The 24487-nt window shown below is 65.8% G+C and carries 28 protein-coding genes; 11 read left to right on the top strand and 17 right to left on the bottom strand.

Annotation, left to right across the window (positions count from 1 at the left end):
* Positions 1-25: 25 nt before the first annotated feature.
* Positions 26-376, bottom strand: coding sequence for a nuclear transport factor 2 family protein (locus tag ABL840_RS25330; RefSeq protein WP_093306706.1), 351 nt, complete (start codon positions 374-376; stop codon positions 26-28).
* Positions 377-420: 44 nt separating this feature from the next.
* On the bottom strand, positions 421-822 hold the full coding sequence (locus ABL840_RS25325; RefSeq protein WP_093306705.1) for a RidA family protein: 402 nt from the start codon (positions 820-822) through the stop codon (positions 421-423).
* A gap of 211 nt (positions 823-1033) precedes the next feature.
* On the opposite strand from ABL840_RS25325, the gene ABL840_RS25320 reads away from it, so the two are divergent.
* A complete protein-coding gene (locus ABL840_RS25320) occupies positions 1034-1690 on the top strand; it encodes a dihydrofolate reductase family protein (protein WP_093201153.1) in 657 nt (218 codons plus the stop codon).
* 21 nt (positions 1691-1711) lie between these two features.
* On the opposite strand, the gene ABL840_RS25315 is transcribed toward ABL840_RS25320, so the two are convergent.
* Positions 1712-2005 (bottom strand): DUF1330 domain-containing protein, encoded by a 294-nt coding sequence (locus ABL840_RS25315; RefSeq protein ID WP_093306704.1) that lies wholly within the window; start codon positions 2003-2005, stop codon positions 1712-1714.
* Positions 2006-2113: 108 nt separating this feature from the next.
* Between ABL840_RS25315 and ABL840_RS25310 the strand changes: the two genes are divergently transcribed.
* Positions 2114-2548, top strand: coding sequence for a GFA family protein (locus ABL840_RS25310; RefSeq protein ID WP_093306703.1), 435 nt, complete (start codon positions 2114-2116; stop codon positions 2546-2548).
* 14 nt (positions 2549-2562) lie between these two features.
* Here ABL840_RS25310 and map read toward each other — a convergent pair whose 3' ends face one another.
* From map to ABL840_RS25295, 3 genes are all read right to left on the bottom strand, one after another.
* Positions 2563-3354 (bottom strand): type I methionyl aminopeptidase, encoded by a 792-nt coding sequence (gene map / locus ABL840_RS25305; RefSeq protein ID WP_093306701.1) that lies wholly within the window; start codon positions 3352-3354, stop codon positions 2563-2565.
* Positions 3354-3611 carry a ParD-like family protein gene (locus ABL840_RS25300; protein ID WP_093306699.1) on the bottom strand — a complete coding sequence of 86 codons (258 nt, stop codon included), beginning with the start codon at positions 3609-3611 and terminating at the stop codon, positions 3354-3356. The genes map and ABL840_RS25300 overlap by 1 nt, the downstream gene beginning before the upstream one ends.
* A gap of 334 nt (positions 3612-3945) precedes the next feature.
* Positions 3946-5106: an RNA-binding domain-containing protein gene (locus ABL840_RS25295; protein ID WP_093306697.1), complete on the bottom strand. Its 1161-nt coding sequence runs from the start codon at positions 5104-5106 to the stop codon at positions 3946-3948.
* 189 nt (positions 5107-5295) lie between these two features.
* On the opposite strand from ABL840_RS25295, the gene ABL840_RS25290 reads away from it, so the two are divergent.
* Together ABL840_RS25290 and ABL840_RS25285 are read left to right on the top strand one after the other, a co-directional pair.
* A complete protein-coding gene (locus ABL840_RS25290) occupies positions 5296-6309 on the top strand; it encodes a putative phage abortive infection protein (protein WP_093306696.1) in 1014 nt (337 codons plus the stop codon).
* 480 nt (positions 6310-6789) lie between these two features.
* Positions 6790-7143 carry a hypothetical protein gene (locus ABL840_RS25285; RefSeq protein ID WP_093306694.1) on the top strand — a complete coding sequence of 118 codons (354 nt, stop codon included), beginning with the start codon at positions 6790-6792 and terminating at the stop codon, positions 7141-7143.
* 14 nt (positions 7144-7157) lie between these two features.
* On the opposite strand, the gene ABL840_RS25280 is transcribed toward ABL840_RS25285, so the two are convergent.
* Complete coding sequence (locus ABL840_RS25280; protein ID WP_093306692.1) at positions 7158-7733, bottom strand: dihydrofolate reductase family protein; 576 nt, start codon at positions 7731-7733, stop codon at positions 7158-7160.
* A gap of 243 nt (positions 7734-7976) precedes the next feature.
* On the opposite strand from ABL840_RS25280, the gene ABL840_RS25275 reads away from it, so the two are divergent.
* Entirely contained in the window at positions 7977-9122 is a 1146-nt protein-coding gene (locus ABL840_RS25275) for a hypothetical protein (protein ID WP_093306690.1), read from the top strand.
* 53 nt (positions 9123-9175) lie between these two features.
* On the opposite strand, the gene ABL840_RS25270 is transcribed toward ABL840_RS25275, so the two are convergent.
* The 4 genes from ABL840_RS25270 to ABL840_RS25255 form a co-directional block, all read right to left on the bottom strand.
* Positions 9176-9604, bottom strand: a complete 429-nt coding sequence (locus ABL840_RS25270) for a hypothetical protein (protein WP_093306688.1) — start codon at positions 9602-9604, stop codon at positions 9176-9178.
* Between the two features lie 26 nt (positions 9605-9630).
* Positions 9631-10287 carry a hypothetical protein gene (locus ABL840_RS25265; protein ID WP_093429375.1) on the bottom strand — a complete coding sequence of 219 codons (657 nt, stop codon included), beginning with the start codon at positions 10285-10287 and terminating at the stop codon, positions 9631-9633.
* Positions 10288-10391: 104 nt separating this feature from the next.
* Complete coding sequence (locus ABL840_RS25260; RefSeq protein WP_093306684.1) at positions 10392-10805, bottom strand: GFA family protein; 414 nt, start codon at positions 10803-10805, stop codon at positions 10392-10394.
* A 142-nt stretch (positions 10806-10947) separates the two neighbouring features.
* Positions 10948-11592, bottom strand: coding sequence for a DUF2625 domain-containing protein (locus tag ABL840_RS25255; protein WP_093201099.1), 645 nt, complete (start codon positions 11590-11592; stop codon positions 10948-10950).
* Between the two features lie 189 nt (positions 11593-11781).
* Here ABL840_RS25255 and ABL840_RS25250 point away from each other — a divergent pair, with 189 nt between their 5' ends.
* On the top strand, positions 11782-13083 hold the full coding sequence (locus tag ABL840_RS25250) for a UDP-N-acetylglucosamine 1-carboxyvinyltransferase (protein WP_093201096.1): 1302 nt from the start codon (positions 11782-11784) through the stop codon (positions 13081-13083).
* A 20-nt stretch (positions 13084-13103) separates the two neighbouring features.
* Here ABL840_RS25250 and ABL840_RS25245 read toward each other — a convergent pair whose 3' ends face one another.
* Both ABL840_RS25245 and ABL840_RS25240 read right to left on the bottom strand, forming a co-directional pair.
* Positions 13104-14006, bottom strand: coding sequence for a DMT family transporter (locus ABL840_RS25245; protein WP_093306683.1), 903 nt, complete (start codon positions 14004-14006; stop codon positions 13104-13106).
* Between the two features lie 59 nt (positions 14007-14065).
* A complete protein-coding gene (locus ABL840_RS25240) occupies positions 14066-14740 on the bottom strand; it encodes a helix-turn-helix domain-containing protein (RefSeq protein WP_093306681.1) in 675 nt (224 codons plus the stop codon).
* A 103-nt stretch (positions 14741-14843) separates the two neighbouring features.
* Here ABL840_RS25240 and ABL840_RS25235 point away from each other — a divergent pair, with 103 nt between their 5' ends.
* Entirely contained in the window at positions 14844-15887 is a 1044-nt protein-coding gene (locus ABL840_RS25235) for an NAD(P)H-dependent flavin oxidoreductase (protein WP_093306679.1), read from the top strand.
* A gap of 47 nt (positions 15888-15934) precedes the next feature.
* Positions 15935-16612, top strand: a complete 678-nt coding sequence (locus ABL840_RS25230) for an alpha/beta hydrolase (RefSeq protein ID WP_093306677.1) — start codon at positions 15935-15937, stop codon at positions 16610-16612.
* Here the strand turns inward: ABL840_RS25230 and ABL840_RS25225 are convergent.
* The gene (locus tag ABL840_RS25225) at positions 16602-17219 is read right to left on the bottom strand and encodes a TetR/AcrR family transcriptional regulator (RefSeq protein WP_093306676.1); all 618 of its coding nucleotides are present in this window, start codon (positions 17217-17219) and stop codon (positions 16602-16604) included. The genes ABL840_RS25230 and ABL840_RS25225 overlap by 11 nt on opposite strands.
* Before the next feature lie 48 nt (positions 17220-17267).
* Between ABL840_RS25225 and ABL840_RS25220 the strand changes: the two genes are divergently transcribed.
* The 3 genes from ABL840_RS25220 to ABL840_RS25210 all read left to right on the top strand — a co-directional run bounded on the left by ABL840_RS25220 (position 17268) and on the right by ABL840_RS25210 (position 19813).
* A complete protein-coding gene (locus tag ABL840_RS25220; RefSeq protein ID WP_093306674.1) occupies positions 17268-18386 on the top strand; it encodes a DUF2855 family protein in 1119 nt (372 codons plus the stop codon).
* A gap of 127 nt (positions 18387-18513) precedes the next feature.
* Complete coding sequence (locus ABL840_RS25215) at positions 18514-19419, top strand: DUF3014 domain-containing protein (protein ID WP_093306672.1); 906 nt, start codon at positions 18514-18516, stop codon at positions 19417-19419.
* 142 nt (positions 19420-19561) lie between these two features.
* Positions 19562-19813: a hypothetical protein gene (locus ABL840_RS25210; RefSeq protein ID WP_093201076.1), complete on the top strand. Its 252-nt coding sequence runs from the start codon at positions 19562-19564 to the stop codon at positions 19811-19813.
* Between the two features lie 67 nt (positions 19814-19880).
* Here ABL840_RS25210 and gcvP read toward each other — a convergent pair whose 3' ends face one another.
* From gcvP to gcvT, 3 genes are all read right to left on the bottom strand, one after another.
* Entirely contained in the window at positions 19881-22793 is a 2913-nt protein-coding gene (gene gcvP / locus ABL840_RS25205) for an aminomethyl-transferring glycine dehydrogenase (protein ID WP_093306670.1), read from the bottom strand.
* Between the two features lie 54 nt (positions 22794-22847).
* Positions 22848-23219, bottom strand: coding sequence for a glycine cleavage system protein GcvH (gene gcvH, locus ABL840_RS25200; protein ID WP_093201071.1), 372 nt, complete (start codon positions 23217-23219; stop codon positions 22848-22850).
* A gap of 73 nt (positions 23220-23292) precedes the next feature.
* Positions 23293-24471: a glycine cleavage system aminomethyltransferase GcvT gene (gcvT, locus tag ABL840_RS25195; protein ID WP_093306668.1), complete on the bottom strand. Its 1179-nt coding sequence runs from the start codon at positions 24469-24471 to the stop codon at positions 23293-23295.
* Positions 24472-24487 lie beyond the last annotated feature (16 nt).

The following is a 24487-nucleotide window of genomic DNA, read 5'->3' as shown; positions in this document are numbered from 1 at the left end:
CATCAGGGCCGATTTCCCTCTGCCCCTACGGTGAGGGAACGACGAAAGCCCGCAGCTCGGCCATCTTTCCATCGCGGAATCGCCAGACATCGCAGTACGCATGGGGCCGTGCGTTTCCCTCCTGGTCCGGCAACGTGATCTCGCCGAGTGCCGCAACGAAGTCGCCGTCGCCGATCATCTGGTGAACCTCGAACTGGGGCGGCTCCTTGTACGCGACGGCCATCCATTCGCGAACGGCCTGCTTGCCCCGCAGGATCGTGTCGCCCACGAAGTTCCAGACGGTGTCTTCGGTGCAGAACTTCAGGAACCCTTCGAAGTCGCCCTTCATGATTGCGGCATTGGCGTTCGCGAGGACTGTCTTGTGGTCTTCGGGCATCTCGGCGTCTTCTTCATCAATGGCGGTGGGGCCCGCGCGAGCGGTCAATGAATCACGGCCGTGACGCGCATCTCGAATCGCATCGCCGGTGCCGCGAGCTCAGCGACGCCGACCTCGGTCCAGATGGGGGCGTGGTCCGGCATGTACTGGCGGTACAGCCGCGCGATGGTCCGGTTCACCTCGGGAGGAAATCCTCCGACGTGATACGTGTTCACATGCACGACATGGCCCCAGTGCGCCCCGGCGGTCGCCAGGGTCTTCTCGACGTTCCGGAATGCCTGGGCGATCTCCTCCTCGAGCGATTCGGGGAATTGCATTTCGTCGTTCCAGCCTCCCTGGCCTGAGATCTCGACACGGTCGCCGATCTTCACGGCTTGCGAGTAGTGCAGCGCCTCGTGCAGGGCGGGCCCATATCCGGGAGTGACGAAGAATTCGGGTCGGGTCATGGCAGTCCTTTGATCGGTTGATTGATTGGTTGCTTGGCGAAGGCGCTTCTCCTTCTGCATGGTCTGTACTCTAGTGACCGGACGTGCGCCGATAAAGAAGCAATGCCGGCCATCACAATTTGGCCAACCCAAACAATCGCGACCGCGATTCGCGGGGGCCGAACCCTCAAGGTCTAAACTGCAACCCCGCTTCTTGCAGGAGACAAACCTCATGACCCGATTGCTCGTGCGCAGCTTCGGCGTTTCGCTCGACGGTTTCGCGGCCGGCCCCGATCAGAGCCTGCAGCACCCATTGGGCGTTCGCGGCCCCGAACTCATGGACTGGTTCTTTCCCACGCGCGTCTGGCAGCAGATGCAGAAGACGGGCGAGACCAACGGCGAGACCGGTGTCGACAACGAGATGGCCGAGCAGGGCTTTGCCGAGATGGGCGCCTGGATCCTCGGGCGCAACATGTTCGGGCCGGTGCGCGGCCCGTGGCCCGACGAGAGCTGGAAAGGCTGGTGGGGCGACGAGCCCCCGTACCACGTGCCGGTCTTCGTGCTGACCCACCATGCCCGCGCGCCGCTGGCAATGAAAGGTGGCACGACCTTCCACTTCGTCACCGGCGGCATCCACGATGCGCTCGAGCAGGCACGCGCCGCCGCGGGTGGTCGCGACGTGCGCCTGGGCGGCGGTGCGGCTACCGTGCGCGAATACTTGAAGGCCGGCCTGATCGACGAACTGCACCTGGCCGTGCGGCCGGTGCTGCTGGGCAAGGGCGAAGCACTGTTCGCCGGCCTGGATCTGCCGGCGCTGGGCTACAGATGCGAACGGCAGGTGGCGGGCGAGCGCGCCACGCACATGTTCCTGCGCCGCAACGGGTCTTGATACGAGCGGCCCGCTTCGCGGCTACTCGGCCCCTTCAACAATCCGCATATCCCGCTCCGCGCCATCGCCCAGGGCTGCAAGCGCTGCCTGGTACGCGGGGCTGTCGTGCACGGTCGTGGCTTGCGCGACACTGTCGAACTCGATCAGCGTGGTGCGCTCGGCAAGGCCGTGTTCGTAGACCTTGGCCGGCAGGCCGCGTGCCAGGAAGCGACCGCCGCCGGCGGTGATGGCGGGGGCGGCCAGCTTTGCATAGGCCGCGAGCTTGTCGGTGTCCTTGATGGCGCGGTATGCGCTGATCCAATAGGCTTTTGCCATGGTGATTTCACTCCGTTGTTCGGCGAGCAATATAAAGCGAACACCGTGAACGCATCGGGGTCATGAGCCGAAAGCCCCGTGCCCGTACTGCCCGAAGGAGGCCGATCGATGCTGAGAGGAAGCTGTCTCTGCCAAGGCGTGGCGTTCGAGATCGACGGCGCGCTGAAAGACCCGCTCTACTGCCATTGCTCGATGTGCCAGAAGGCGCATGGCACCGCCTTCCGCGCGCGAGCCAAGGTTCTGGCGAAGGAGTTTCGCTGGAGCAGGGGTGAAGAACTGGTCCGCTACTACGAGTCGTCGCCCGGCGAGTACCGCGGGTTCTGCTCGGTGTGCGGCTCCAGCCTCATCAGCAAGTTCGACGTGAAGCCGGCCGTCTATGGGCTGGCACTCGGCGTGCTCGACGACGATCCGCAGGTCAGGCCTCTGTGCCATGTGTTCGTCGGGTCGAAGGCGCCGTGGTTCGAGATCACCGACTCATTGCCCCAGTACGAGGCGCTGCCTCCCGGTGCAGGCAAGCCCAGGGGGCCGGACGCCGGCACCTGAGCGCGTCGATCAGATCACACCGGCGCGTAGGCCCCCGTGCCGCCGGGCCAGCGCGTGAGCACCTCGTAGCCCTCGGGCGTCACGGCCACCATGTGTTCCCACTGGGCGGACAGCGACCGGTCTTTCGTTACCACCGTCCACCCGTCGGCCAACTGCCTGGTCTCGCTCCTGCCTGCGTTGAGCATCGGCTCGATGGTGAAGATCATCCCCGGCACCAGCCTGAGCCCTTCGCCGCGCCGTCCGAAGTGCAGCACCTGCAGGTCCTCGTGATAGACCTGCCCGATGCCGTGCCCGCAGTATTCGCGCACCACGCTGAAATGCTCGCGGTGGGCGACCGACTGGATGGCGTGGCCGACATCGCCAAGAGTCGCTCCGGGCCTGACCTCGCGGATGCCGGCCAGCATGGCCTCGTACGTCGTCTCCACCAGGCGCCGGGCCAGCACGCTGGGCTCTCCCGCGAAGAACATGCGGCTGGTGTCGCCGAACCAGCCGTCCTTGATGACGGCGACGTCGATGTTGACGATGTCGCCCTTCTTCAAAATCTTGTCGGCCGAGGGGATGCCATGGCACACCACCTGGTTGACGGATGTGAGGATGGTCTTGGGATACCCCAGGTACCCCACGTTGGCCGGGATGGTGCCCTGCACGTTCACGATGTAGTCGTTGCAGATCCGGTCGAGTTCTTCCGTGCTCACGCCGGGCACGACATGGGGCTCGATCATGCCCAGGACCTCTGCTGCGAGCCGGCCGGCCTGCCGCGCCAGCTCGATCTGCTCGGCGGACTTGATGACGATGCCGCGTGCCATCAGCGTTTTCCGGCGGCGGCAGGCGACCGGGCCTTCGCTGGTTGGGCCGTGGCAGCCGCGAGGATGTCTAGGCCACCCGAGAGTTCGGCCTGTATCAGCAGCTGGCAGATTTCCCGGTGGTCCAGTTCAGGGTGCAGCTCGGTCAGCATGCCGACGCGCATCCAGTGCTCGGCCTGGCCGTTGATGGACCTGCCCAGGGCGTTGCCTGCCACGCGCAGGTTTTCGTGCATGAGGTCGGAGATTTTGACGATGCCCATCGGCTGGCTCTGTGTGAAACGTATGCGAAGTATATATGTTTCGTATTCTCTGATGTTTCCCGAGTAAGTGAGGTTGATAGGGAGCCCAGTGCGCAGAAGAGCAACTGCCGCTGGCCAACGAGGGTTTCGACGCGGCACACGCTGTCGCTTCGGCTGGTTGGGCCGGCGCACTATCGGCACGGTGGCCGAGCTGTCCTACTTCGTACTCCCGCGGCTGGAAAACGAATTGCGGCTCAGGTTGCCTGAGGTCGAGATCCACTATGCGGAGTTGAACAGCGTCAATAACACATGAGAGCGCAGCCGTGCTTTTCATCAGAAGTCCGGCGAAGCCCGGCTAATTCGGCGCCCACTCACCGGCTTCGTTGTAGTTGAAGGAGCGAATCAAACCTGCTGACTGCCAAACCAGGTCGAAAACCGGCCGAAGGGCGAGCGCTGCAGTTTGGTCCATTGGGAGCAGCACATCCGGTAGAACTAAAGTGGGGCGGTCGAAGAAACCTTGATGGTCGTCGATGTTGTATCGCCAACGGTCCAGCCCGAGTTCGACATGATTTGCACCGATGATCGAAACCATGCAGGTGATCTCTAAACCGATACCAAGATGCTGATACTCGGCGCGAAGGCGGTCTAACAAGGCGATGAAATGCTCTTCGTATGCCAAACTACCCAAAGGCGCACGCTCATTCACGGCATGTGCAAGCACTTTCACCGTTTCGAAATAGCCGTTGCGGAATAACTGTGAGTAGCCATGTGTACCTTCCGGCCGCGGATTGCGCACCACTAAGGCCCCGTCCGCATTAACGCGAGCACCGGGAACTGTGATTCCCAGGACTGGCAGCGCTCGACCCAGCATGTAAGGGATGGGGTTGACTTGTACCAGTCCGAGAGCGGCTTGTGTGGGAACGAAATGTCCGACCAGCAACGCGCCAGGTACCAGTCGATGAGGCGCCTCACCGGCCATGAGCTTTCCCAACCGTTCCGTTCGGAAATTCCTTACGGACTCGGCCTGGCGCTCAGATCGTAGAAACATGCCGCGTATCTCTGGAACATCCAGTTGTCGTTTTCGAGCGCCTTCACGGACGAAGAAATGCTGATTCGTGTTGACGCGATGTGGGCCGGCCCAACTCTGAGGAACCCGTACAACCAATACAAACCCTCCATTGACCATGACGGTTTGAACTTGAATTCCAGGTATGCGTGGTTGGATGCCATGCAGCAGGACATCCTGCAGTCTTCGGGTTTCCTGATCTGCATTCCCAGTCTGAGCCACCACAAGGACGGCACGCCCTTCTCCATCTTCGTCGACCCCATAGACGAGGTCGCCGCCAGCGCTGTTAGCGAATGCAGACACGTCAGCCAGAAACTCGTGTCTGGCTGCGTCGTTGCGTCCAGGAAGTTCTCGCTTCAGGTCGAGGTATGCCCCCTCCGTTGCTTGCTCTGCAATCAGCGAGCCGATATCAGCCTCGGTTGTAGCTGCAAGATCACGAGGAAGAGCCATGTCATCGCCCGGGAGTGTATGGAGTTGCGAATAATATCCACCATGCTTTTGTCCTCGGGCATTGCGCTTCTACCTATAAGGTCAATTTGAATGCCAGGACGATGGAGTGACTACAGAACTGATATTGACTGAAGCTGTGATTGAATAGTCGAATTCTGGTTGATCCTTCCTAGACTGCACTCATTTTCAATGTCCTCAAATCCGACGCCCGTAGTAAAGCCCAAGAAGTTCGAGAGCGAGCATTTGCTGATGGCCGCGTACTGGATCGTTGCCTTCGTTGTCCTTGCCGCGCTTTTTGTGCTCTTGCTGTACTTCAACGTATTTCATCGGTACAAGCTCTCGGTCGATCCTGGCGATTGGGGAGCGTTTGGAGATTACGTCGGCGGGATCATCAACCCAATCGTCGGTATCGCCACGGTCACGCTGATTTTTCTGACGCTCATTCTTCAGAAGAAAGAGCTCCAGGCGTCCTTGGAGGAAATTCGCCGTGCTCATAAGAGCGCAGTGCTACAAGGCTTCGAGCAGTCATTGTTCTCATGGCTGGCCAACTACCACTCACTTCTTGCCGCCACGAAGAGCAAGTTTGGCGGCGAAGGGCGACAAGCGTTGACCTCCATGTACGAAAAGCGCTTCTCAGGTGTCGTCGCGATGCAGAAGCACTACCTTGAAGTCTGCAATGAAACTCTTGACGAAGAAGAGGCCAAAATTCATCTCGGCGATATGCGTAGGACTGCCGCGAGTGGTGATCCAGACGAGTGGATCAACTTCTCGAACGTGTTCGGTCTATCTCTCTGGGGGTATCGCGAAGTTGTTCGAACGCACCGATCAGAGTTGGATGCCGTGTTCCGCACCTTGTATCGATTGTTGCGATGGATCGATACGTCTGAACTCGATGATGCGCAGAAGTGGCATTACGTTGCATTGGTTCGTGCACAGCTTTCGTGGATCGAGTTGGTCTTTATCCTGTACAACACGCTCACACCGGCTGGCGAGAAGTTTGCCCGCCTTGCTAACGACTATGCACTCTTCGACAACCTTGAAGGTGCCCCTGATGAAATAGTCGACGCAATCGCCAGTGAATTTACGATTGCGCCGCCGCACATATTCACCGCAGAGCAACCGCCCAAGTCTTGGCCATTTACGGATACGGCATTCTCCTCTGATGCTGCCAAAGCGAAGCGCAAGTTGCCGCCTTCAGCTTGAGGATTCAAGATCTTAAATGAAAGGACCTCTGCGCTTAGGCGAGCAACCTTGGGGGCTTGATAAAAGATCCTCAATTGAATCTCCATAGTGACTGACCTTGGTCGAAGGTCTCGCCTTCGAGATCAGGGACTGGTCCCAATTGAAATGAAACTTATCGAGTTAAGTAGCGGCTTCGGTGCAGTAGCCTTGATTTTCCAAGCTTGACGCCCGTCATCAATACCGCTTACATTGCCCCCGCCTCGTGATGAGCGGGGCCGGGTTTGGAAGCCCGCTGACATCCTGCGACGAAAGCCGCAGCTACCGCACATGGTCTGCGGCTTTTTCGTTTGCGCCTATTTTTTAGGCGGCTCGAACGGGAGGGCTCGCGCCCTGCCGGTTTCCGCAAGGATGTCCCGGTCTTCCAACCCGTTCGAGCTGCCGCCTTCGTTTGGAAGCGAGGGCGTCGGTTTCTGCAAATCGACATCCTTGGGAGGCCCATTCATGGCCAATGCTTCTTCGAGCGACGCAGGCACAAGCGCCCGCGCTGCTTGCGTTCCGTATCGCCCCTCAGCCCAGTTCAAGCCCTTCGAATGGGTGCAGGGCGACAGACTCGATTCTTCCCGGCAGGCCCAGGCGGCGTTCCTGAACGATGCCCGCGACGTGGTGCAAGGCGCGCAAACGCTGGTCCAGCTGCTCGGCTGGGACGAAGACAGGCGCGATGCCGCCGCATCAGATGCAGACCCCGCGCCGCTCTTCGAGGCGAGCCAGCGCGACTCGCTGCAGCGGCTTCTGTCCGCGACGCTCGGCATGCTTCACGCCCGGATCGAAGTCCAGTGCGAGGCACTGACGGGCTAGGGCCGGCGCCTGTCCTATCCGGCCTTCAAGGGGCCGGCGAACCTGTAGGTATTGAGAAGGAGCCCGGACGGCGTCGTCTTCGTGCTGACGAATTCGAAGGCGCGTCCCGGCGTGCCCTCGGCGAAGAAGCGCTTGCCCGTACCCACGAGAACCGGATAGACGATCAGCATGACTTCATCCGCGAGCCCGTGCTCGAGCAGCGCGGACGTCAGCGTGGAACTGCCCCAGAGAACCAGGTCCGGGCCGGCCTGCGACTTGATGCGCCGCACGCCCTCGACCGCGTCCGGCCCGACGGCCTCGAACGGCCCCCACGCGAGGCTTTCCGGACGATGGGTGACGACATGCTTCGTTGCCGCATTCAGGCCGTCCGCCATCGGCCCCGTCGCCTTCGGCCAGAAGTCCGACCACATGTCGTAGGTGCGCCGGCCCAGCAGCAGGTCGAAGTGCGTGCCGTGCGCGGCGAGAACTTCATCTCGCCCGGCCGGGGTTCGATAGGGCGCGGTCCAGTCGGCGTAGGGAAAGCCGTCTTCGCCGGACGGCTGGATCACGCCGTCCAGCGATATGTGCTCCATGATCTTGAGCTTTCTCATTCGGGTCTCCGTGTGTGGTTGTTGGGGTTGGAGTGCCGGGGATGCTGAACTGTCCCCGGTATTCGCGCAACTCCATTTCTCATTGCAACTTTCTGTTGATCGACAAGGCGATCGTCCGTAGCAGCCGGATGAGATGAATGACTTTCGTCAGATGGCAGGGAGCGCCTTTTCTTCCAGAATCGCGCGCCGGTGCCGCGGATGCCATCCGCGGACGCGAAGCTCGACAACGAAAGGGAAGAAGCAATGGGTTACGACGTCAGCAACCTTGCCGTGGATGTGCGCCTCATCCGGGAGCGCCTTGTTCCGTACATGCGCGCAGCCACCACGGATGGGCTGGATGACGTCGTGCGCGATGCGGCCCGCCGGCAACTCGTGGCCCACCATGCAGGCGCCTGGTGCAAGCGCGTCGTGAACCTGCAGCGCGCCATCTACGCCAGCCAGGAGAAGGCAGTGCGCGAGCGCGCCGGCGTGCCGCCCGGGGAGTCGTTCTCACAGCCGCTCGGCGGCACCGGCATTCCCGGCTTCGACGCGTACCAGGCGCATTGGGGGCGTCCCTATTACATCGAAGCCGACGACGCCGAAGAGGCCCTGCGCGAGCTGGCGGCCTACGAGGCTTGCGACATCGCCGCCGGCAAGTCGGCCGTCGATGCGGTCGCGTTGCGCATGCTCGCGAAGCTCGACGCGCGGCGCCATCTCGTCCGGCCCGATGCCAGACCCGAGGCTCTCGCCGTGCTCGATGGCTTCTATCCGCTGGCCGCGCACCTGCCGTCCGAAGAGGGCGCCCCGGACGAGGCGATGGCTCCCGATGCCTTGCGGGACCGGATGCGCCGCCGCCTCGAGCAGTGGCGGCACATCTGGGAATGCCGGGAAGACACCACGACCGAGATCGAGGCCGAAGGCTTCATGTGGCCCGAGCCGGCGAGCGAGCTCGTGGGCTCGATCTCCTACGAGATCGTCAACCTCGCGGCGCAGGTGCTGCCGAGCTGGCAGAGCCGGGGGCGGGTCTGGCCGACCGCATTGTTCGAACGCATCGGCGTGGACGTATCGCACGTCTTCGAGACGCCCGCCGCGCTGTTCGCCGATCTGCTTCACGACTTCCCGACGCTTCACGAAAAGATGCGGACCACCATCCATTTCAACTACTCGCTCGGCGGTTACGTGCCGCCCGAGAAAACGGGGCTGCTGGTGGAGCTGCTGCAGAAGCACCGCCGCGCGCTCATCTTCGCCTGGGACGAAGACCCCGGCGGCGACGACATCGAGGCATTCGCGTCCGACTACCAGATGATTCTCGAACCTGCGCTTCTTGCCGTCCGCAAGGGCTACGGTTTTGTGGAGGCCTCGGAAGTCCAGCTCTGGCCCGCGAAGGAAGAGGCGAGCGAGGCAGGCTGACGAGAGCCGGACTCGCCCCGGCTCGATGCCTTGGAAGCAGACAACGGGTGGCCTCAGCGCAGAGGGCCGTACTTGCGCTGGAATTCGTTCTTCAGATCCCTGGCGGCCCTCTCCCTCGGGTCGGCTTCGATGCGCCGCTGCTCCTTCGCGTCTTTTTTCATCTGCTCCTTGAACGCTTGCATCTGCTGCTCCTTCTCTCGCTGACTGCTCTCGCGCCGGCTCTTGTATTCGTCGTCCCTGCGCTTTTCCTCCTGCCACTTTTCGCGTTCCTCCCTCTCGTTCCACTCGTCGCGCCGGGGGCGACTTGCCGCCGATGTGTCGTCGTTCGAGGTACCTCTTGAAGATGCACACCCGGCGATGCCTACAAGCAGCATCGTCAGCGACAGTGCGCCCAGGCATGCGCGCCTCGACGGCGCCCTGTCCGGATGCATGGCGATGAGTTCCTCCGGTCGGGAATGGTTCTTGTGCTGGATCAGGCGCATGGGGGCTCCGTCTTCTTCCGCATGTCTCAGCCGTTGCTCAGCGATGAAGAAGGATCCGCGAAGCTGCCGCGCACATGCCAGCCGTCGGGGGTGAGGGCCAGCACCTTGTCCGACAAGCCGTGCGGCCCGGCTTCGGCCTTGATCTTTCCGGCCGCAGCGCACATCAGCCCGAGGATCTGCCCGGGGCCGATCGTTTCGCCCGAAGCCTCGAAGCTGGCCTTGCTGTCCATGAAGTAGATGACGTTGCGGCTCGGGACCACCGTGAGCGGTTCACCCTGGAAGTCGTTGGTCAACTCCTCCCAAAGGCCCGGCACAAGCAGCATGCAGGCCTCGAAGTCGCCGCCGGACACCAGGGCCTTGTAGAGCACCAGGTCCTGCGTGCCGAGCTGGGGCAACACTTTCGCGAGCATGTTGTCGACCGCCCGGACATGCAGCTCCTCCGGGGGCAGCCCCAGACTCGCCATGCCTTCGTTCGTCAAGGTGATGAACTGGGTCGGCGTGTCGAACGCATAGGTCACCAGCAGGCCGCTGTCGCCGGCGAAGGGATAGGCCACGGGCGTCTGCGCCTCGCGATCGCCGCCCAATGCCTCGATCTCGTCGAGCCTGGGCTGGACCGACTGGAGGAAATCAGCGGTCCTGATGCGTGGGTAGACGGACGATGGCGAAGGCGGGTTCGACGACATAGCGACGCATTGTCGAAGTGGCCTTCGCGCCGCGATAAGTGCACAAAGTCATGGAGCTGGCGCAGCCCGAGTGCAAGCGGATCGCGCCTTCCTTGTCCCTCGCCTCAGGCTGTCGGCATCTTGTCGAACTTGACCAGCTCCGGATCCAGGAAATCCCACGCATGCCCGCGCACGCCGTACGTGACCGCCTGCGGCTTGAACCGGCTGGGGTCGTCGAGGCTCGCCGCATGCACGGTGATGACGTCGGGCATCGCCGCATAGGTCATGTACACGGGCGAGCCGCAGGTGGGGCAGAAGGCGCGGGTCTTGACGTTGCCGCTGTCGCCGACCATGTCCCACAGCGTGGCCTGGCCGGTCTGCTTCGTGCCGCCGCGCGGAAAGCTGAGGTACGAGCCGTGGCCGGTGCCGCTCTTGTGCTGGCAGTCCAGGCACTGGCAATGGTTCTGGAAGATCGGCTCGGCCGGAATTTCGTAGCGGATGGCGCCGCAGGCGCAGCCGCCGGTGTAAGCGTGGCTCATTTGTCTTGTCCTTTCGAGGTTGCCTGGCCAGCGGGGCTGGCTGGAGGCGACCAATCTATTTGGACAAGGGCGGGGCGGGTGAGTAACAAGTTCGTCGCGAATCGTGGCCCGACATGAGTTTCACGCCGCGGCGAAGCTCGAGCTACCCACCCATGTTTGCTGCCAGCTCCGTATTGAGCGCATATTGCTCGGCAATGCTCACGGCCTTTCGGGCGCTGGTTTGCACGGCTCCTTCCTTGGTCCACAGGAAGGGGTAGAAGTTGAAACACTGGTCCGCCCCGATGCTCTTCATCTCGGCTTCCCAGCCGCTCCAGCGCAGGTCGGCGTAAAAAGCCTGCAGCCGGTCGGTCGATGCCCATTCGATGAAGTCGCTGTAGCCGATCTCGAGCGGTTCCCACGCCAGGCTATCCGGTGCCCAGTAATACATGGCGCCAGCGTCGTCTCCGAGCCCGCCACCGTTGATGGCGAAGAAGCCTCCGACCACGTCGTCCGCAACCAGCAGGAAGCCGGCGGAGCGCTCCTTGTTCCAGTCAACGATGTTGCGAGGCAGCTTCGGGTGCCCCGAGCCCAGCACACGCAGCCAGCCGTGGTCGAGCAGCAGGCCGCCGGTCTCGTATGCAACGGCACCCATGGTCGAGCGCGTCGTGACCTGGAGTGCGAGCAGCACGCGCTCCCTGTCCTGGGAGGGAGGCAGAACCTCGAATGAATGTTTGGTGCCTTGCGCCCATTCCTTGACCAGAGGCAGGGCGGAGTCCTCGGTGTCGATCAGGTCGTCAAGCGTGCGCATGGGAGTTTGGCTCGAAAAATAAGCTGCATGTAACGCGAAAGAATTGTTATTGCGACGGCTTCTGCTTTGAAGTTCTTACAACTTCAAGGCTGTTCATGCCGCTTTCAGACGGTAAAGTTCCCGCTTCCGGTTTCGGATTGTCTCCGCACCTTTTCTCCACCGCCTCCCGCTTCCGTCTCGCTTTCCTCCATGTCCAACCTCATCGTGCACGGCGGTACGCCGCTGCGTGGCCGTGTCACCCCCTCCGCCAACAAGAACGCCGTGCTGCCGGTGCTCTGCGCCACCTTGCTCACCTGGGAGCCGCTGCGCCTGCATGGCGTGCCCGACATCACCGACGTGCGCAAGATCCTCGACATCTTCCGCACCCTGGGCAGCGACGTGCGCATGGACCACGAGACGGGCACGCTCGAGCTGCACCACCGCGAGACGGCCTTCGACGCGTCGCGCCACCGGCTGCCCGAGGAGATGCGCTCGTCGATCATGCTGGTGCCGCCGCTGCTGGCGCGCTTCGGCGTGGCGCGGCTGGAGGACAACGTCAAGGGCTGCACGCTGGGCGTGCGCGAGATCGATCCGCACGTGGAGGTGTTCCAGCGCTTCGGCGGCGAGGTGGAGCGCACCGAGGGCTCGCTGCTGGTTCGCAGCAAGAGCAGGCTCACGCCCACCGATCACTGGCTGGACTACGCCTCGGTCACGACCACCGAGAACTTCGTACTGTGCGCGGCCGCGACGGACGGCACCTCGACGCTGACCAATGCGGCCTCGGAGCCGCACGTGCAGGAGTTCTGCCGCTTCATGACCATGATCGGCGTGCGCATCGAGGGCATCGGCACTTCGCGGCTCACGGTGCACGGCGGCGGCACGCTCAAGGGCGGCGAGTTCCGCTTCGACGAGGACTTCCACGAGATCACCACCTTCCTGGCGCTGGGCGCCATCACGGGCGGCGACGTGATCGTGCGCAACAGCGCGCCGGAAAACTTTCCGCTGCTGGACCGCACCTTCGCGAAGTTCGGCGTGCAGATCGTCCACGAGGACGGCTGGTCGCGTGCCGTCCGCAGCGGCCCGCTGAAGGTGCAGACACCTTTCACGAGCAACGTGCTCACCAAGGTGGAGGCGGCGCCTTGGCCTTACTTCCCGGTGGACCTGCTGCCGATCTTCATTGCGCTGGGCGTGCGCGCCCAGGGCAACGCGATGTTCTGGAACAAGGTGTACGACGGGGCGCTGGGCTGGACGGGCGAGCTCTCGAAGTTCGGCGCGCACGTGTTCTCTTCCGACCCGCACCGGCTCATCACCTTCGGCGGCAATCCGCTGACGCCCGCGGTGGTCGAGAGCCCCTACATCATCCGCGTGGCGATCGCGCTGTTCATGGTGGCGGCGAGCATCGAGGGCCGTTCCGAGATCCGCAACGCGGCGCCTATCCGCCGCGCGCATCCGCGCTTCGTGGAGAACCTGCGCAGCCTGGGCGTGCGCGTGGAGTGGACGAGCGAGGAGTAGGCAGACCTGGCCGGGCCGGCTCACCGGGCCCGGCGCGCTTCGGCCCACACCACGATCAGCAGGCCCGCCAGCACCATCGCGAGTCCTGCAAAGGCCGAAGGGGCCTGGCGCTCCTGCACCACGAATATGGCCAGCGCGAAGGCCGTGACGGGTTCCGCCAATGCCAGCGTGACGCCCGAGGCGCCGGAGATGTGCCGCAGCGCATGGCTGAACAGCAGGTAGGCGACGCCGGTCGACACCAGGCCCAGATAGGCCACCAGAACCCAGCCGGAGGGCGTGCTCGCGAAGGGGCCGGAGATCGCGAACGCGGTCGGCATGGCAATCACCGACGCCACCGCGAAGAGCCACAGCGTGACCGTCGCCGGCGGCGCCCGGCTCACGAGGCGCTGGCTGACCAGCGTGTAGATCGCGTAGCAAAGTCCCGAGCCCAGGCACAGCGCCAGCCCGGCAAGGTCGACGCGCAGTTCGCCGCCTGAAGCCGGCAGCACCATCAGGCAGCCACCGCCGATTGCGAGCAGCGTGCCCGCCCACCAGATCGGGGCGGGCGGCTTGCGGTAGGCGAGCGCCTGCAGCAGTCCGGCCCAGGCCGGCCCGCTGCCCACGGCGATCGCGGTGCCGATGGCCACTCCCGTGGCCTTGACGCCCGCGAAGAAGCTCAGGTTGTAGCCCGCCATGCAGATGCCCGCGAGCAGCAGCCATGGCAGTGTGGCCGGTGCCATCGACAGCGGGAGGTGCGCGCCGCGTTGGCGCCGCCAGCCGATGAATGCCGCGAAGAAGAGCGTGGCGATCAGCATTCGCAGCGTGCCGATCCAATAGGGCGATGTGTTCGCGGGCGCGAAGCTCTGGGCGGTGCCGGTGGTGCCCCAGAGGGCGGCGGCGGCAATCACCATGCAGGCGCCGGCGACGGATGCGTTGTTTGTCATGCGCGCATCCTCGGGCCCCGCGGCCCGGGCAAATGTCGAGAGACTCTCGACCTTGGAGCTCAGTCCGCGCGCGTGCGCCGCGCGCCCGACTGCCGGTCGCGCCGCAGCGCAAAGCCGAGGGCGCTGGCCGAGCGGTAGCCGACTCGCAGGGCCGTTGCTTCGAGCGAAAGACCGCCTCGCAAGAGGCGCTGTGCCGTGTCGAGTCGGCGCGAGCGCAGGTAGGCCTGCGGGGACAGGCCCGTCAGCTCGAGCAGCCGTGCGTGAAAGCGCTGCGGGCTCAGGAAGAAGAGGGCGGCCATGCGCGCGGTGTCCCAGGGGTCGTGCGGTGTGCGGTCGAGGGCGGTGTCGAGCCGTGCCAGGTCGATGCTGCGGCGCGAGAGGATCGAGGGCGCTTCCAGCACGTGGGCCAGATGCAGCGCGGCCCTGGCCGGATCGACGTCGTTCCTGCATGCGGCCGTGACCGCGAAGCGCCGGATGCGGTCGACGCCGGTGTCTTCGGGCGTGTCGATGACCACCATGCGCACGCCGCGCGGAGACATGAAGGTGTGGGCCACGCCCGCCGGAATGATCATTCCGCAGGACGTGTCGGTGAAGGCGGCGCGGCCGCCGATTTCCAGTTCCATGCGGCCGTCCAGCGCGAACATGATCTGCGCGTGCGCATGATCGTGGCCGGCGTATTCGCCCGCGTAGCTGCGCACGCTGTAGTCGATTCCGGAAGCGGACGGACTGTGCATGCCCGCGATTGTGCCGAAGCGGGCCCGCCATGACCCCGCCGCCGGAATGACCTCCGGCTTGGCGAGAGAATGGCCGGCACCGACACACTCAGAGAGATTTCGCATGACCACGCTGACGCAAATTCTCGGCACCGAACTCCCCCTCATCCAGGCCCCGATGGCCGGCATCCAAGGCAGCGCGATGGTCATCGCCGTCAGCAACGCCGGCGGCCTCGGTTCGCTGCCGGGCGCCATGCTGAGCATCGACACCATGCGCAGCGAGCTCGCCGCCATCCGCGCGGGCACCGGCAAGCCCTACAACGTCAACTTCTTCTGCCACACGCCGCCCGAGCCCAGCGCCGAGCGCGAGGCGACCTGGCGCGCCGCGCTGGCGCCGTACTACGCCGAGTACGGCATCGATGCGGCGGGCATCCCCGCCGGCCCGGGCCGCAACCCGTTCAGCGCCGAGGTGGCCGACCTGCTGACGGAGTTCAAGCCGCCGGTGGTGAGCTTCCATTTCGGGCTTCCGCCCGAGGCGCTGATGGCGCGGGTGCACGGCTGGGGCGCGAAGGTGCTGGCCTCGGCCACCACGGTGGAGGAGGCGCAGTGGCTCGAGGCGCGCGGCGTGGACGCGGTCATCGCGCAGGGGCTGGAGGCCGGCGGGCATCGCGGCCACTTCCTGTCGCATGACCTGACGCGGCAGCTGGGCACCTTCGCGCTGCTGCCGCAGCTGGTGCATGCGGTCAAGGTGCCGGTGATCGCGGCCGGCGGCATCGCGGACGCGAACGGCGTGGCGGCGGCCATGGCGATGGGCGCGGCGGGCGTGCAGATCGGCACGGCCTACATGCTGACGCCCGAGGCGACCACCAGCGCGGTCCATCGAGCGGCGCTCAAGGGCAAGGCCGCGAGGCACACGGCGCTCACCAACCTCTTCACCGGCCGGCCGGCGCGCGGCATCGTGAACCGCGTGATGCGCGATCTCGGTCCCATCGGCGCTGCGGCGCCGGAGTTTCCGCTGGCCACCTCCGCCATCGCGCCGCTGCGCGCCAAGGCCGAGGCACAGGGCAACGGCGATTTCTCCCCGCTGTGGTCTGGGCAGAACGCGAGCGGCTGCCGCGAGATTCTGGCGGCCGAGCTCACGCTCGAGCTGGCGCGCGGGTTCCGCTGAAGGAAAAAAAGAGAACGAAAGAAAGAACCGAAGAAAGAAGAAGGCCAATGACCCAGCAACTGCACCTGCCCCTGAAGTTCCTTGCGCAAGGCGCGCAACCCGATGTCCGCGAGCCCTGGCTGCTGGTGCTGATGCACGGCGTGGGCAGCAACGAGCAGGACCTGTTCGGCCTGGCGCGCATGCTGCCGCCGCAGTTCCACGTGCTGAGCCTGCGCGCACCGTACGTGCTGTCGCCCGACTCGTATGCGTGGTTCGAGTTCGACGTGCTGCCCAGCGGCGAGCGTCGCATCGACGAGGAGCAGGAGCGCGAAAGCCGCTTCCTCGTCGGCGAGATGGTCGCCTCGGCTTCGCAGCAGCTCGGCGTGCCGCCGGAGCGCATCGTGGTCGGCGGCTTCAGCCAGGGCGGCATCATGGCGTTGTCGCTGCTGCTGACCAGGCCCGAGAGCGTGCGCGCCGCATTGGTATGGCACAGCCGGCTGCTGCCGCAGGTGGTGCCGCACATCGCGCCGCCGGAGGCTTTCGAGGGCAAGGCGCTGTGGGTGAGCCACGGCAGCGCCGACAACGTGATTCCGCCGAGCGCCGCGCAGGCCACGCGCGAGCTGGCGCGCACGCTGCCGCTGAAGCTGTCGGGCACGGATTTTCCGGGCGCGCACGAGATCCGTCCTGCCGAGCTGCAGGCCACGCTGGCGTGGCTGCAATCGCTGGGCGCGCCGGCTAGCGTGTAGCCAGCCGCGCCATGATCATCGCCTCCATTTCGGCCACCCATTCGTCGTCGCCCGTTTCGGGCTGTACCAGCAGGCGATAGCGGCGGCCGCCCCACGCCGCGGTCAGCAGCGCGTGGACCGTGGCGGGCGAGGGCTGTGGCTTCAGGTCGGTGCAGGCGGCAAAGGCCTCGAGCCACCTGTCCGCAAGTTCGTCATACACGCGGCGGTGGTGCTTGGGCTCGGCCACGCGGTGTTCGAGCATCAGCATCTGGTGGTCGAAGGCGGGCAGTCCTTCGAGCCGCGTGTCGCAGGTGATGCGCACCAGGCGCTTCACGCGCGCCTGCCAGCCGATGCCGGCGGGCGCGATCGCTTCCGCGTCGAGCCGCGCCAGCAGTGCCTCGATGCAGTGGCGCACATAGCCCGAGAGCAGGGCTTCCTTGTCGGGAAAGTAGTCGTAGAGCGTGCCGACGGCGATGCCGGTTTCCAGCGCCACGGCGCGGGTGGTCACGCCTTCCCAGCCGTGCGCGGACCAAATCCGAACAAAGGCGTCGTAGATCGCCTGCACGGTGAACTTCGCGCGTGCCTGCGTGGGGCGTTTCAGGGGCTTGGAGCGGGGTGCTTCCGGCATCGACGGTTTCCGAACCCGCCGCGCGGCGGGCCGCCATACAGTTTGCGAATGAACAACGACGCATTCACTTTAACCCGCCTCCAGACGCGCAAGAACGCCCTCGGCACCACCCGTGTCGTGGCCACGCAGGACAGCGGTGCGCTGCAGCCCGGCGAAGTGCTGATGAAGATCGGCCGCTTCTCGCTGACCACCAACAACATCACCTACGCGGCCTTCGGCGACGCGGTCATGAAGTACTGGCAGTTCTTTCCGACCGGCGATGCCGACTGGGGCCACATGCCGGCCTGGGGCTTCGCGGACGTGGCGGCGTCGAACGTGGAGGGCGTGTCGGTGGGCGAGCGCTTCTACGGCTACTTCCCGATCGCGAGCCACCTGCGCATGCAGCCGGTGCGCGTGACGGCGCGCGGCTTCTACGACGGCGCGCCGCACCGCAGCGAGCTGGTGTCGGCATACAACCAGTACATGCGATGCAGCAACGACGCAGGCTACGTCGCCGCGCTGGAGGACTACCAGATGCTGGTGCGGCCTCTGTTCATCACCTCTTTCATGCTGGCCGACTTCCTGGAAGACAACGCCTTCTTCGGCGCGAAGCAGGTCGTGGTGTCGAGCGCATCGAGCAAGACCGCGTTCGGCACGGCCTTCTGCCTGCGTCGGCGCGAAGGACTGCAATTGATCGCGGCCACGTCCAACGCCAATCGCGCTTTCGTGGAGGGCCTCGGCTGCTACGACCGCACGCTGGCCTACGCGGAAGTGACGACGCTGCCGGCCGGCGTGCCCACGCTGTACGTCGACTTCTCGGGCAGCGACGAGCTGCGCGCCACCGTTCATCATCACTTCGGCGAAGCGCTGGTGTACGACTGCTACGCCGGCTCCGCGCAAAAGACCGAGTTCCTCGGAGACACAGCCTCGCTGCCCGGCCCCACGCCGCAGCTCTACTTCGCTCCGGTGCAGATCAGGAAGCGCAATGCCGACTGGGGCCCGCAGGAGGTCAATCGCCGCTTCAACGAGGCCCAGGGCGGCTTCATCGCGGAGCTCAGCAGGCCCGGCAACCGGTGGATGACTCTGGCGCAGGGCGAAGGCTTCGCGCATGCGCAGTCGGTGATCGCAGACCTGCACGCGGGCAGGGTCGATCCGCGGCAGGCGCACGTCGTGCGGCTCGTTGACTGAACGAGGGTGAACTTCCGCGCCGGGGGCGCGTCACAGGGCGTTACGACGACAAGGCTGGCGTGCAGCCCGTTCTGGGGCACCATAGCCGTTCGCTTCCTCTGACATTCCCGCACAAGGAGCCGCCCTCATGCCAGACACCGATACCCGAGAAGCCCCCGAGTTCACTCCCCGCCGCGAAACGCCCGTAGGGGCCATCGTCGCCGTCGTGCTGGTGCTGCTCGTGGCGGCTTTCTTCGGCTGGCGCTGGTATCAGGAACAGCAGAAGCCCGCCGAGCCCTTGCCGGTGGCAACGGCACCCAATGACGCGCCCGCACCGCCGCCGCCTCCTGCAGCGGCACCCACCGGTCCGCAGAACCCGGTCGACGCGCTCGCGCCGCCCGACCCCGCATTGCCCAAGCTGGTCGATTCCGATGCGCGCGTGACGAAGGCGCTGGCCGATCTGATCGGCGGCAAGAACGTCGCCGAGTTCCTGCGCTCGGACGGCATCGTGCGGCGCTTCGTCGCCACCGTCGACAACCTCGCGCGCGAACAGGCTCCCGCCAACGCATGGCCGGTGCAGCCCACGGGCCAGCGCTTCATCACCGAGGGGCCGCAGGGCCAGGTGCAGACCATCGCGGCCAACAATGCCGCGCGCTACAACGCCATCGTGCTGCTGGCGCAGTCGGTCGATCCGGCAAAGGCGGCGGCCGTGTATGCAAAGCTCTATCCACTGTTCCAGCAGGCGTATGAAGAGCTGGGCTATCCGGGGCGCTACTTCAACGACCGGCTCATCGCCGTGATCGACCATCTGCTGCAGGCACCCGAGCCCGCCGGCCCGGTGCAGGTGCGGTTGGTGGAAGTGAAGGGCGACGTGCCCTCGACCCGGCCGTGGGTGCGCTACGAGTACACGGACCCGAAGCTGGAATCGATGTCTTCCGGCCAGAAGATCATGGTGCGCATGGGGCTGGAGAACGAGCGCAAGGTGAAGGCCAGCCTGCGCGGCCTGCGCCAGCAGATCGCCACGGGCGAGGTGGCGAAGAAGAAGCAGCCCTGACGCACACGCGCACGCGCGGCGTGCGACGGCACGGGCGCCGCCGGGCGTTCTTCCGTCGCGCCGTGTAGGCGGGGACCGATTGCGTGCCGCACAGACCTCCCGCAGGCTTGGTTTCCGAAACCAAGCTCCGGAGGACAACCGTATGAACCTGATGAGCGTCGACCTCTACCAGAGTGCCACCGATTCGGAGAAATTCCTCGCGCTTCCCGCGGGCACCGATCCCGCCGAACTCATGGGCCCGATGACCTTCGACCGCGACTATGCGCAGGTCAGGCGATACCGCGAGGCATTCCAGTTCGATCCGTCCGAGGCCTACGCGGGCGTCAATGCCGCGAAGATCGCGGCGGACATCCTGACCGTGAAGTGGGCGACCTACCGCCGCGAGTCGCCGTAGCGCATTGCGCAGAGGTACAAGGCGGCGCGACGGCGGCACCGGGCCGCCGTGCGCCACCGCCTCTTCTTCAGGCCTCTTCGGCTTCCTCGTCGTACTCGGAGACCGGCACGCAGCTGCAGAACAGGTTGCGGTCGCCGTACACGTTGTCGACGCGGCCGACGGGCGGCCAGTACTTGGCGTTCTTGAGCGCGGCCAGCGGGAACGCGCCGAGTTCGCGCGAGTACGGGTGGCTCCACTCGCTGCCCAGCAGGCTCGCGGCCGTGTGGGGCGCATGCTTGAGCGGGTTGTCTTCCTTCGGCCAGACGCCTTCCTCGATGCGGCGGATCTCGCCGCGGATGGCGATCATCGCGTCGATGAAGCGATCGAGTTCGGCCAGCGGCTCGCTCTCGGTGGGCTCCACCATCAGCGTGCCGGGCACGGGGAAGCTCAGCGTGGGGGCGTGGAAGCCGTAGTCGATGAGACGCTTGGCCACGTCTTCGGCGGTGACGCCGCTGGTGTCCTTGAGCGGGCGCAGGTCGAGAATGCACTCGTGCGCAACGTGCCCATTGGGGCTCGCGTACAGCGTGGGGTAGTGGTCCTTCAGGCGCGCGCTGATGTAGTTGGCGCTGAGGATGGCCGTCTCGGTCGCGGCCTGCAGGCCCTTGGCACCCATCATGCGGCAGTACATCCAGCTGATCGGCAGCACGGCCGCGTTGCCCAGCGGCGCGGCCGACACGGCGCCCACGCCGTTCGACGCCACGCCCGCCGTCGCATGCCCCGGCAGGTAGGGCACGAGGTCTTCCACCACGCAGACCGGGCCAACGCCGGGGCCGCCGCCGCCGTGCGGGATGCAGAAGGTCTTGTGCAGGTTCAGGTGGCTCACGTCGCCGCCGAACTCGCCCGGCGCGGCCACGCCGACCAGCGCGTTCATGTTGGCGCCGTCGACGTACACGCGCCCGCAGTGCTCGTGCACCAGCTCGCACAGCTCCTTCACGCGGGTCTCGAACACGCCGTGCGTGCTGGGGTAGGTGATCATCACGGCGGCCAGGTTGGCGCTGTGCTTCTCGCAGGCGCGCTTCAGGTCGTCCATGTCGACGTTGCCCTGCGCGTCGCAGGCCGTCACCACCACCTGCAGGCCCACCATCTGCGCGCTGGCCGGGTTGGTGCCGTGCGCCGAGGAGGGAATCAGGCAGATGTTGCGATGGCCTTCGCCCTTGGCCTCGTGGAAGGACTTGATGGCCAGCAGGCCCGCGTACTCGCCCTGCGAGCCCGCGTTGGGCTGCAGGCTGATGCCCGCGTAGCCGGTGGCCTCGCACAGCCATGCGCGCAGCTGGGCGTCGAGCTGGGCGTAGCCCTGCAGCTGGTCGGCCGGCGCGAAGGGATGGATGCTGGCGAACTCGGGCCAGGTGATGGGGATCATCTCGCTGGTCGCGTTGAGCTTCATGGTGCAGCTGCCCAGAGGGATCATGCTGCGGTCGAGCGCGAGGTCCTTGTCCGACAGGCTGCGGATGTAGCGCAGCATCGCCGTCTCGCTCTTGTGCGTGTTGAACACCGGGTGCGTGAGGAATGCGCTGGTGCGGCGCAGTTCCTCGGGAATCAGCGGTACGGTGCTGCCCGAGAGATCGTCGAAACGCGGCGCCTGCGTGCCTGCCGGCGCGAAGAGGCCCCACAGAGTTTCGACGTCGGCGCGCGTGCTGGTCTCGTCCAGCGAGATGCCCAGGTGCTGCTGCAGGCGCTGGCGCAGGTTGACGCCCGCGGCCTGCGCGCGCTCGATGATCGACTGCGTGTCTTCGCCGGTGCGGATGGTCAGCGAATCGAAGGCGGTGGCGTTCACCGGCTCGCGGCCCATCAGCGATAGGCCCTTGGCGAGCACGGCGGTGAGCGCCGCCACGCGCTGGGCGATGCGGGTGAGGCCGTCGGGCCCGTGGTACACGGCGTACATGCTGGCCACCACGGCCGGCAGCACCTGCGCGGTACAGATGTTGGAGGTGGCCTTCTCGCGGCGGATGTGCTGCTCGCGCGTCTGCAGCGCGAGGCGGTAGGCGGGCTGGCCGTGCGTGTCGACGCTCACGCCCACCAGGCGGCCCGGCAGCGAGCGCTTGAACTCGTCGCGGCAGGCCAGGTAGGCGGCGTGCGGGCCGCCGTTGCAAAGCGGCATGCCGAAGCGCTGCGTTGTGCCGCAGACGATGTCGGCGCCCCATTCGCCCGGAGGCGCAAGCAGCGTCAGCGCCAGCAGGTCGGCCGCGACGATGAAAGCCGCGTCGCACTGGTGCGCGTGGCCCGCGAGCGGACGCAGGTCGTGCACGTGGCCGGTGGTGGCGGGGTACTGCGCGAGCACGCCGAAGAAGGCGCCGCTCACCATCAGGTGCGGCAGCGTTTCCGACACGGTGCTGACCTTGACCTCGATGCCCAACGGGGCGGCGCGCGTCTTGATCACTTCGATGGTCTGTGGATGGCAGTCGCCGGAGACCAGGAACACGTTGCTCTTGCTCTTCACGCTGCGCTTGGCGAGCGTCATGGCCTCGGCCGCGGCCGTGGCTTCGTCGAGCATCGATGCGTTGGCGATGGCCATGCCCGTGAGGTCGCACACCATCGTCTGGAAGTTGAGCAGGGCTTCCATGCGGCCCTGCGAGATCTCGGCCTGGTAGGGCGTGTAGGCGGTGTACCAGGCGGGGTTCTCGAGGATGTTGCGCAGGATCACGCCCGGCGTGTGGTTGCCGTAGTAGCCCTGGCCGATGAAGTTGCGGAACACCTTGTTCTTCGACGCCATCGCCTTCAGCTCGGCCAGCGCGTCGGCTTCGGTCACCGGCGCGGGCAGGCGCATCGGCTTCGCGCGGCGGATGGCCGCGGGCACGATGCCGTCGATGAGCTCCGCGCGCGTCTCCGAGCCGATCGCCGGCAGCATGCGCGCCTCGTCCGCCGCGTCGATGCCGATGTGGCGGGCGAGGAATTCTTCGGCGTTCTCTAGTTCTTGCAAAGAAGGAAGGGCGGGCGTCGGCATGGCGTTGAAGGCTCGGAGGGAAAGAACAAAGGTGCTGCTGAAAAATTCAGCGGATCAGGACTCGGCTGCGAACTTGTCGTAGGAGGCCGCGTCCAGCAGGGCGTCGAGCTGCGCGGGGTCGCTCAGCTTGACCTTGAAGAACCAGCCGGCGGCCAGCGGGTCGCTGTTGGCCAGCGACGGGTCGGCGCGCAGGGCTTCGTTCACCTCGGTGATCTCGCCCGACACGGGCATGAACACGTCGGCCGCGGCCTTGACCGATTCGACGACGCCGGCGACTTCGCCCTGGGCGAAGGTCTTGCCGACTTCAGGCAGGTCGACGAAGACCACGTCGCCCAGCGCGTCCTGCGCATGCACGGTGATGCCGACGGTGGCTGCGTCGCCCTCGGCCGACACCCATTCGTGGTCCTTGGTGTACTTGATGCTCATGGTGGAAAAACTCCTCGTGGAAAAAAGTGGATCGGGGTGCAGAGCCTAGCCGGTCGATCTGACTGGGCGGCGCTCAGCCCCGGTAGTAACGGGTGGGCACGAAAGGCATGGTCGAGACCTCCATCGGCACCGGCTTGCCGCGCACGATGGCCTGCACGCGCGTGCCCGGCTCGGCGAAGGCTGTAGCCACGTAGCCCATGGCGATGCAGCGGTCGGCCGTGGGGCCGAGCAGGCCGCTGGTGACGAGGCCGATGTCCTGGCCCTCGAAAGACTGGAGCACCGTGCCGTCGCGCACCGGAATGCGCTCGAGGGCGACGAGGCCCACGCGCTTGCGCTTCAGCGTGTCGTGGTCGGTGTGGCCGGCCGCACCCGCGGTAGCCGCGGCGAGCTGGGCGAGGATCTTCGCGGCGCCCGGGAAGCCGCCTTCGCGTGCCCCGCCCGCGCGGCGCACCTTCTGCATCGCCCAGTTGAGCGAGGCCTCGACCGGCGTGGTGGTGGTGTCGATGTCGTTGCCGTAGAGGCACAGGCCGGCTTCGAGCCGCAGCGAGTTGCGCGCGCCCAGGCCGACGGGCTTGACCTCGGGCTGTGCCAGCAGCAGGCGGGCGAGGCGCTCGGCGTCGGATGCAGCTACCGAGATCTCGAAGCCGTCCTCGCCGGTGTAGCCGCTGCGGGTGACGAAGGCCGGAATGCCGCCGATCTGCACCGCGCCGCCCGTCATGAACACGAAGCGCTCGACGCCGGGCGACAGCCGCGCCAGCGTGGCCGCGGCCTGCGGGCCCTGCAGGGCGAGCAGCGCGTGGTCGGGCAGGGGGCGCACCTCGCAGCGCGAGCCGATCTTCTGCTGGATGTGGGCGATGTCGGCCACCTTGCAGGCCCCGTTGACGATCACGAAGATCGAGCCGTTGCCCTCGTTGAAGAACATCAGGTCGTCGAGGATGCCGCCCTCGTCGTCCAGCAGCAGGCCGTAGCGCTGCTTGCCGGCGGGCAGGTCGATCACGTCGACGGGCATCAGGGTCTCGAAGGCGGCCGCGGCGTCGGGCCCGACCAGGCGCAGCTGGCCCATGTGGGAAATGTCGAACAGGCCGGCCGCGTCGCGCGTGTGCTTGTGTTCGGCCATCAGGCCGGCGGGGTACTGGACCGGCATCGAATAGCCGGCGAAGGGCACCATGCGGGCGCCCAGTTCCAGGTGGAGGTCGTACAGCGGCGTCTTGAGAAGCTGGGCGTCGGGGGTAGCGGAGGAAGAAGCAGCCACGGGGCACTCCAAAGGG

It is taken from the genome of Variovorax sp. NFACC27, from assembly GCF_048301545.1.
GTDB lineage: Bacteria > Pseudomonadota > Gammaproteobacteria > Burkholderiales > Burkholderiaceae_C > Variovorax > Variovorax gossypii.
The sequence above is the reverse complement of the archived record's forward strand: the minus strand, read 5'-3'. Positions and strand labels throughout refer to the sequence as shown.